Annotated in this window: 1 protein-coding gene; it reads right to left on the minus strand. The window is 69.3% G+C overall.

The features are described 5' to 3' along the window. Positions 1-218: ATP-binding protein (locus BEK98_RS50720; protein WP_143684287.1), on the minus strand; the 218-nt coding region annotated here is incomplete at both ends.

Below are 218 nucleotides of genomic sequence, written 5' to 3' on the forward strand. Positions count from 1 at the left end.
CTGCTCCGCCCAGATCACCTTTCCCTGCGCCGCATAACGGGTTCCCCACTGGTCGGCGAACTGAGAGACCAGGAACAGGCCGCGGCCGCCTTCGTCGGTGGCGGCCGCCCGCCGCAGCCGGGGTGAGGTGTTGCTGCCGTCCGACACCTCGCAGACCAGGGTGCTTCCCAGCATGATCCTGACTCTCACGGGCGGAGCGCCGTACCGGATCGCGTTGG

It is taken from the genome of Streptomyces diastatochromogenes (genome assembly GCF_002242805.1).
Classification (GTDB): domain Bacteria; phylum Actinomycetota; class Actinomycetes; order Streptomycetales; family Streptomycetaceae; genus Streptomyces; species Streptomyces diastatochromogenes.